This is a genomic window from Parafrigoribacterium mesophilum, assembly GCF_039652555.1.
Classification (GTDB): domain Bacteria; phylum Actinomycetota; class Actinomycetes; order Actinomycetales; family Microbacteriaceae; genus Parafrigoribacterium; species Parafrigoribacterium mesophilum.
The window spans coordinates 1-264 of the sequence record NZ_JBDJAF010000075.1 but is presented as its reverse complement, the minus strand read 5'-3'; the positions used below and the strand labels follow the sequence as shown (position 1 = coordinate 264).

Here is a 264-nt window from a genome sequence, read left to right as displayed (position 1 = left end):
ACAGCCGCGCCGGTTCCGGGGTAAAGCGACCGGACAGCGCCTTGAACGACGTGAACATCCTGCACCACGTGTCCCAGGACCAGACGAACGCCGTCGCCGTCAGCATCCCGCGAGACTTGATCGTTCCGATTCCGACGTGCCCGAAGGAGAACGGCAAGGGTAACTACGGTGCGATGTCTGCGCAGCCGATCAACTCGACGCTGAGCTACGGCGGCCTGCCCTGCACGGTGATCACCGTGGAAGCCCACACCGGGCTTAAGATCC

The 264-nt window shown here is 63.6% G+C and carries 1 protein-coding gene; it reads left to right on the top strand.

The window, feature by feature from the left end; translation table 11 throughout:
- A partial coding sequence (locus ABFX56_RS16150) for an LCP family glycopolymer transferase (protein ID WP_346234374.1) occupies positions 1-264 on the top strand: 264 nt, incomplete at both ends.